This is a genomic window from Saccharomonospora halophila 8, assembly GCF_000383775.1.
Classification (GTDB): Bacteria; Actinomycetota; Actinomycetes; order Mycobacteriales; family Pseudonocardiaceae; genus Saccharomonospora; species Saccharomonospora halophila.
This window is the reverse complement of sequence record NZ_KB912503.1, coordinates 13,234-20,234: the sequence shown is the minus strand read 5'-3', so window position 1 is coordinate 20,234 and position 7,001 is coordinate 13,234. Positions and strand designations below refer to the sequence as shown.

At 70.2% G+C, this 7,001-nt stretch carries 5 protein-coding genes; 3 read left to right on the top strand and 2 right to left on the bottom strand.

The window, feature by feature from the left end; all coding sequences use genetic code 11:
* The coding region (locus SACHA_RS20420) for an aldehyde dehydrogenase family protein (RefSeq protein WP_039738035.1) at nt 1-308 on the top strand (308 nt) is incomplete at its 5' end.
* Between the two features lie 119 nt (nt 309-427).
* On the opposite strand, the gene SACHA_RS0105315 is transcribed toward SACHA_RS20420, so the two are convergent.
* On the bottom strand, nt 428-2,968 hold the full coding sequence (locus SACHA_RS0105315) for a DEAD/DEAH box helicase (protein WP_019807759.1): 2,541 nt from the start codon (nt 2,966-2,968) through the stop codon (nt 428-430).
* A gap of 143 nt (nt 2,969-3,111) precedes the next feature.
* On the opposite strand from SACHA_RS0105315, the gene SACHA_RS0105310 reads away from it, so the two are divergent.
* A complete protein-coding gene (locus tag SACHA_RS0105310) occupies nt 3,112-4,419 on the top strand; it encodes a hypothetical protein (protein ID WP_028662908.1) in 1,308 nt (435 codons plus the stop codon).
* Between the two features lie 107 nt (nt 4,420-4,526).
* Here the strand turns inward: SACHA_RS0105310 and SACHA_RS0105305 are convergent, their stop codons facing one another.
* Entirely contained in the window at nt 4,527-5,642 is a 1,116-nt protein-coding gene (locus SACHA_RS0105305) for an adenosine deaminase (protein ID WP_019807757.1), read from the bottom strand.
* Nucleotides 5,643-5,917: 275 nt separating this feature from the next.
* On the opposite strand from SACHA_RS0105305, the gene SACHA_RS24945 reads away from it, so the two are divergent.
* The coding region (locus SACHA_RS24945) for a coiled-coil domain-containing protein (protein ID WP_019807755.1) at nt 5,918-7,001 on the top strand (1,084 nt) is incomplete at its 3' end.

The following is a 7,001-nucleotide window of genomic DNA, read 5'->3' as shown; positions in this document are numbered from 1 at the left end:
CGCTGCCCGCCGTCGCGCTCGCCGAGGTGCTGGCGACCTCCGACGTGCCGGCCGGGGTGGCGAACGTGCTCAGCGGCAGCGCGCTGGAACTCGGCCCGTGGCTCGCCTCGCACGCCGACGTCAACGCGCTCGACCCGATCGGTGCGGGTCCGGTCGGGAAGGTCGAGATCGCCCGCGCGGCGGCGGACACGGTCAAGCGGGTCCTGGACACCGGGGACGAGGAACCGGACTGGATCGCGCGTCCCGGGCTCACCCGCCTCCGCAACTGCCTGGAGGCCAAGACCGTCTGGCACCCCCTCGGCACCTGACCCGCCGACACACGACCCCGGATCGTCGACTCGCGGGCCTGAGCCGGCAACTCGCCGGCGGGCCCGCGAGTCGACGGGCGGTGCCTGCGAGTCGGCGAGTCCCGCCCGCGAGTCGACGTTCAGAGTTGGTTGACGTCGGTGACGGTGATCACCGCGGCGCCGGTCTCGTCGGAGGCGTCGAGGTCGACCTCGGCGCTGATGCCCCAGTCGTGGTCGCCGGCGGGGTCGGCGAGGATCTGGCGGACCCGCCAGACGCCCGGCTCGGGCTCACGCTCGATGAGCAGCAGGCCGGGGCCGCGGGCGTCGGCGTCGGTGCCGATCTCGTCGTACTCGGCGAAGTAGTCCGCGAGTGCGTCCTCCCACGCCGCGGCGTCCCAGCCGGAGTCGCCGTCCAGCTCGCCGAGCGCCTCGTAGTCCTCGCGGGCGGCCAGCTGGACCCGGCGGAACATCTCGTTGCGCACGAGCACCCGGAACGCGCGCTCGTTGCGGGTAACCGGCTGCGGCCCCTCGGGCACGGTGTGCCTGCCGGTGTCGTCGGCCGTGGCCTCCTCCGGGTGCCGCAGCGCCTCCCACTCGTCGAGCAGACTCGAGTCCACCTGGCGCACCAGTTCCCCGAGCCACTCGATGAGGTCCTGCAGCGGCTCGCTCTTGGCGTCGTCGGGCACGGTGCGCCGGAGGGCGTCGTAGGTGTCGGCGAGGTAGCGCAGCAGCACCCCCTCCGACCGCGCGAGACCGTAGTGGCCGATGTACTCGACGAAGTTCATCGCCCGCTCGAACATGTCCCGCACGACCGACTTCGGGGAGAGCTCGTAGTCGGCCACCCACGGGTGCCCCTGGCGGTAGCGCGAGTACGCCGCCGCGAGCAGCTCTTCCAGCGGTTTCGGGTGGGTGACGTCCTCCAGCAGCTCCATCCGCTGCTCGTACTCGATGCCCTGGGCCTTCATCTCGGCGATGGCCTCGTTGCGGGCCTTGAACCGCTGCTGCGCCAGCACCTGCTTGGGGTCGTCCACCGTGGCCTCGACGATCGACACGACGTCCAGCGCGTAGCTCGGCGAGTCGGGGTCGAGCAGGTCGATCGCGGCCAGCGCGAGCGGGGACAGCGGCTGGTTCAGGGCGAAGTCGAACTGCAGGTCCACCGTGAGCCGCACGGTGCGGCCCTGCTCGTCCGGTTCGTCCAGCCACTCGACCACCCCGGCGGCGAGCAGCGCGCGGAAGACGGCGATGGCGCGCAGGATGTGCCTGCGTTGGGTGGGCCGGTCCTCGTGGTTGTCCTCCAGCAGGTGCCGCATGTGCGCGAACGCGTTCCCGGGCCGGGAGACGACGTTGAGCAGCATCGCGTGGGTCACCGCGAACCGCGAGGTCAACGGCTCGGGCTGGGCGGCGACGAGGCGGTCGAAGGTGCTCTCGGTCCAGTTGACGAAGCCCTCGGGCGCCTTCTTGCGGGTGACCTTGCGCTTCTTCTTCGGGTCGTCGCCCGCCTTCTCCAGCGCCTTGGCGTTCTCGATGACGTGCTCGGGGGCCTGCACGACGACGTGCCCGTCGGTGTCGTAACCCGCGCGACCCGCACGGCCCGCGACCTGGTGGAACTCGCGGGCCTTGAGGTGCCGCTGGCGGGTGCCGTCGAACTTGGTCAGCGCCGAGAACACCACGGTGCGGATCGGCACGTTGATGCCGACGCCGAGCGTGTCGGTGCCGCAGATGATCTTCAGCAGCCCCGCCTGGGCGAGCTGTTCGACGAGGCGGCGGTACTTGGGCAGCATCCCCGCGTGATGGACGCCGATACCGTGCCGCACCAGCCGGGACAGCGTCTTGCCGAATCCCGCGGAGAACCGGAAGTCACCGATCGCCCCGGCCAGCGCGTCCTTCTCGGCACGGGAACAGACGTTGATGCTCATCAGCGCCTGCGCCCGCTCCACCGCGGCGGCCTGCGAGAAGTGCACCACGTACACCGGGGCCAGTCCGCCGTGCAGCAGTTCGGACACCGTCTCGTGCATGGGTGTCGTGGCGTAGCGGAACGTCAGCGGCACCGGTCGTTCGGCCGAGGTGACCACCGCGGTGTCCCGGCCGGTGCGCCGGGTGAGGTCGGACTCGAAGAACGAGACGTCGCCGAGGGTGGCCGACATGAGCACGAACTGCGCCTCCGGCAGCTCCAGCAGCGGCACCTGCCAGGCCCAGCCGCGGTCCGGGTCGGCGTAGAAGTGGAACTCGTCGGCCACGACCTGCCCGACGTCGGCCTCCGCCCCGTCCCGCAGGGCGAGGTTGGCCAGGATCTCCGCGGTGCAGCAGATGATCGGCGCGTCCGGGTTGACGCTGGAGTCGCCGGTCATCATGCCGACGTTGTCGGCGCCGAAGGTGTCGACGAGGTCGAAGAACTTCTCCGACACGAGCGCCTTGATCGGCGCGGTGTAGAAGCTGCGCACGCCGTCGGCCAGCGCGGCGAAGTGCGCACCCACCGCCACCAGGCTCTTCCCCGAGCCGGTCGGGGTGGAGAGAATGACGTTGGCACCGGAGACGACCTCGATCAACGCCTCCTCCTGTGCCGGGTAGAGCTCGATGCCCCGCTCGGCGGTCCAGGTCGTGAAGGCGTCGTAGAGGGCGTCTGGGTCGGCGCCCTCGGCGTCGGCTTCGTCGGGAAGGCGGTCGGTGAGAAGTTCAGTCATCGTGCCTGAGATCGTGTCACTGGCGGCCCCTTCGCGTGAGGGGTGATCGCGGTTCGGAGCCGGAACCCGTAGGCTTCGCCTTCACGGCCGGTTTCGAACGCAGTGGTGAACCGGCACGTGCACAGGTGTTCCCGGAGGGCGGAATGGCTCAGGATATCATCCCGATCGAACTCGGGCTGCCACAAGGCGATCTGGTGACCCTGTGGGCGCCACGATGGCGGGAGGACGGCGAGGAGTGGGAGGCCTTCCTCGGCGACGAGGACGACCTCTACGCGTTCCGGGACTCCGCCCACCTGGCGGCGTACGTGCGCACGGCCACCGAGCACGATCTGGTCGACCACCCCGCCTGGGACACGGTGCCCGCGCTCAACGTGCCCGAGCTGATCCCGGACGACGACCACTGCTTCGACCTCGTCGGCGTGCCCGAGATGGTGGCGGGCGAACCCGACTCCTGGACCCTCAGCGAGCTCGCGGAGATCGTCAACATCGTGCGGTCGCTGGCGGACGTGTGCGAGCTGGACGACGTGCATGAGGTCCTGGACGGCTGCCAGGCGTTCTCCCTGCTCGATCAGGGGCAACTGCCGTTCTCCGGCCGGGACGGCACCCGGCTGTGGAACGATCTGTCCAAGACCGTGTCCGAGAAGTGGGACGTGGTGCTCGACTCCGTCGACGAGTTGATCACCGTGCCGGAGGTGGACTCCGCCACGCTCGACCAGACGACCGAGGAGCTCGCCGCCTTCCACGAGGAGTCGGCCGAGTCCGAGGCCGGGGTCGACTCGGACGAGCGGGAGGATCTGGACGCCGTCTACGGGGGCTCCGCGACCACGGGCGAGGCCACGGACACGAGCGAGACCTCCGACACCGGGGACGGGACCGACGACGCCGACGAACCCGCGGGGTTCTGGACCGAGGTCGGCATCGACCCGATCAAGATCGTCACCTCCGACCGGGAACACTTCACCCTGCGGTGCTATCTCGACGACGACCCGGTCTTCCTCGGCTCCGACGGTCGTATCGAGACCTTCCCCTCCGAACGCGCGCTGGCGCGGGCGCTGGCCGAGCCCGGCGATCTGGCGCTGACCGACCTCGCCGACGTGTCCACCTGGGACGAGGTGCTGACCACCGCGACGGCGGGTGAGCTCGAGGTGGACGTCGCCCCGGAGAACACCTACGTGCTCACCGGGCTGGCCGACGACATCGGCGCCGGCCTGGAGGCCATCGACCCGAGTCAGCTGGAGCTCGCGGTGGAGCTGCTCACCGACGCCGCCGACTGGGCCGGCGACGACAGCGTCCACGAGGCGCTGGCCGGCTCGGAACGGCTGGGCTGGCTGGTGTCCTTCGTGGTCAGTCCCGACCCCGACCGGCTCGCCCCGAGCGCGCCGTTCGACGCCGAGCAGAAGACGTGGCGCACCCTCGTGGAGAACTTCGAGACCCACCTGCACGCGAACTGACCCCGCCCTGCCCGGGTGTTGCCGTGAGGGGCACTCTCCCTGCGCTCAGTGCCGTGAGGGGCACTTTCACTGCGTGACACGCAGGGAGAGTGCCCCTCACGGTCACCTCATTCGACTTCGGCGTACCAGGGTTTGATCACGTTGTTGATGAGGTCCAGGCGCTCGTCGAAGTCGAGGAAGGCGGACTTCATCGCGTTGATCGTGAACCACCGCACGTCCGACCAGCCGTAGCCGAAGGTCTCGACGAGCCGGGCGAACTCCGAGGACATGGTGCAGTCGCTCATCAGCCGGTTGTCCGTGTTGACCGTGACCCGGAACCGCATCGCGGCCAGCAGCCCGATCGGGTGCTTCTCCAGCGAGGGGGCGGCTCCGGTCTGCAGGTTCGACGACGGGCACACCTCCAGCGGAATACGCCGGTCCCGCACATAGGAGGCCAGCCTGCCCAGCTCGGCGGCACCACCGCCGGAGGCGGTCGCGTCACCGTCGCCGGAAGGGGTGACGTCGTCGATGATCCGCACCCCGTGTCCGAGCCGTTCGGCACCGCAGTACTGGATCGCCTCCCAGATCGACGCCAGTCCGAACGCCTCACCCGCGTGAATGGTGAAGTGGGCGTTGTTGACCCGGATGTACTCGAACGCGTCGAGGTTGCGGGTCGGGGGGAATCCGGCCTCCGGGCCCGCGATGTCGAACCCGACCACGCCCACGTCGCGGTAGCGGACGGCGAGTTCGGCGATCTCCAGGGCCCGCGCGTGCTGCCGCATCGCGCAGAGCAGGGTGCCCACCCGGATGCGCACGCCCCGCTCGGCCGCGCGCCGGGTGCCCCGCTGGAAGCCGTCCTGTACGGCCTCGATCACCGCGTCGAGGGACAGCCCCCGGGTGACGAACAGCTCGGGCGCATAGCGCACCTCGGCGTAGACGACGCCGTCGGCGGCGAGATCCTCGACGCATTCGGCGGCCACCCGGGACAGCGCCTCTTCGGTCTGCATCACGCCGGTGGTGTGGGCGAAGGTCTCCAGATAGGACTCCAGGGACCCGGAGTCGGCCGCGTCCCGGAACCATCGGGTCAGGTCCGTGACATCGGTGGTGGGCAGCCCCCGGTAGCCGGTCGATTCGGCCAACTCGACGACCGTGCGCGGGCGCAGCCCGCCGTCCAGGTGGTCGTGGAGCAGTACTTTGGGGGCCGTGCGCAGATCCTGGAGGGTGGGAACGGTTCGCGTCGCCATCCCCCGACGGTACCCGGGCGCGGCGGTCACACGGACGGTTGACACACCGCGGGGGCGGCCGATCGGCTCCACGACGGGCCGCGGCGGACCACGGGGGCCGCGTCGAGCCCGGGCCTGATCCCCTACTCGAGCGTTACCGCGGTGACCAAGACGTTATCGGCGTGATCGGCTTCGCACGTCACACGTTTACGGACGGGGGCGATACGCTCCGCAGTGGGTCGATCGCTAGGCTCGCGTGCAGGTCCCATCTTCCCCCGCCGATGAAGGACACCGCAGTGACGTCTGACAACAATCTCGCAGCCCCGTCCTTCGACCGGATGCGCAACATGTTGGTGCGCGCGGCCGAGGTCCGAGAGAGCGAACAGCAACAGATCTTCGACGCCCTCGACGACATCTACGCCCGGCTCGCGCCGGTGGACTCCCTCGGCGCGATGCGCAAACGGCTGTCCGAGCTGCCCGACCGCACGGAGGTCTCCGTCCTGGCCGAGCGCCTGGACGAGGCCATGAACCGGCTGGAGGCCCAGGACAACGCCCTGGCCGAGCTGGCCCGCTCGGTGGAGTCCGTGGTCGACAAACTCCAGAAACCGTTCGCGCAACTCGATGGGAGGCTCGACGGTGTCGGGGCCCGCTTCGAGGGCGTGTCCGGCCGGATGGACGGCCTGGAGGACAAGCTCACCAACATCCACCGCAGGCTGGACGAGCTCGGTGGGCACCTGGACAAGCAGGACGACAAGATCGACGGGGTCCCCTCGGCCGTGCACGGCCCGGTCCGCGAGCGGATCGACACGATGGAGACCTCGTTCAAGGAGCGCGTCGACCGCTTCGACACCGACTCCCGCGAGCGGGCCACGGCGAACACCGAGGCGGTGCAGAACTCGCTGTCCGAGAGCACGGAGTCGCTGACCGGCTCGCTGTCGAGCACCGCCGAGTCGCTGCGCACCTCGCTGACCGAGACGGCGGACTCGCTGCGCACCTCGCTGACCGAGACCGCCGAGATCCTGGACACCTCCGACCGCCTCGACACGCTCGGCGGCAGGCTGGACAAGCTCACCTCGCGGCTGGACGAGCTGGCCACGCGCCTGGACAAGGTCGAGGAGGGTGTCGTCTCGCAGATCGGCGATCTCGACGGCGCGGTGAAGTCCGGGCTGTCCCAGGTCGAGGGCACCCTGGCCGAGCAGCCGGACAACGAGTACTTCAGCTCGGTGGTGCGCAAGAGCAACGAGGAGTCGGAGCGCCGCATCGGTGGTCAGCTCGACGAGGCGATGGCGACCTTCGCCGAGCTGATGCTCGGCGGCGGGCCCGCCCAGCAGCAACAGCCCGCGATCTCGGCCCCGCCCGCCCCGCGGCAGCCGCGCCGGC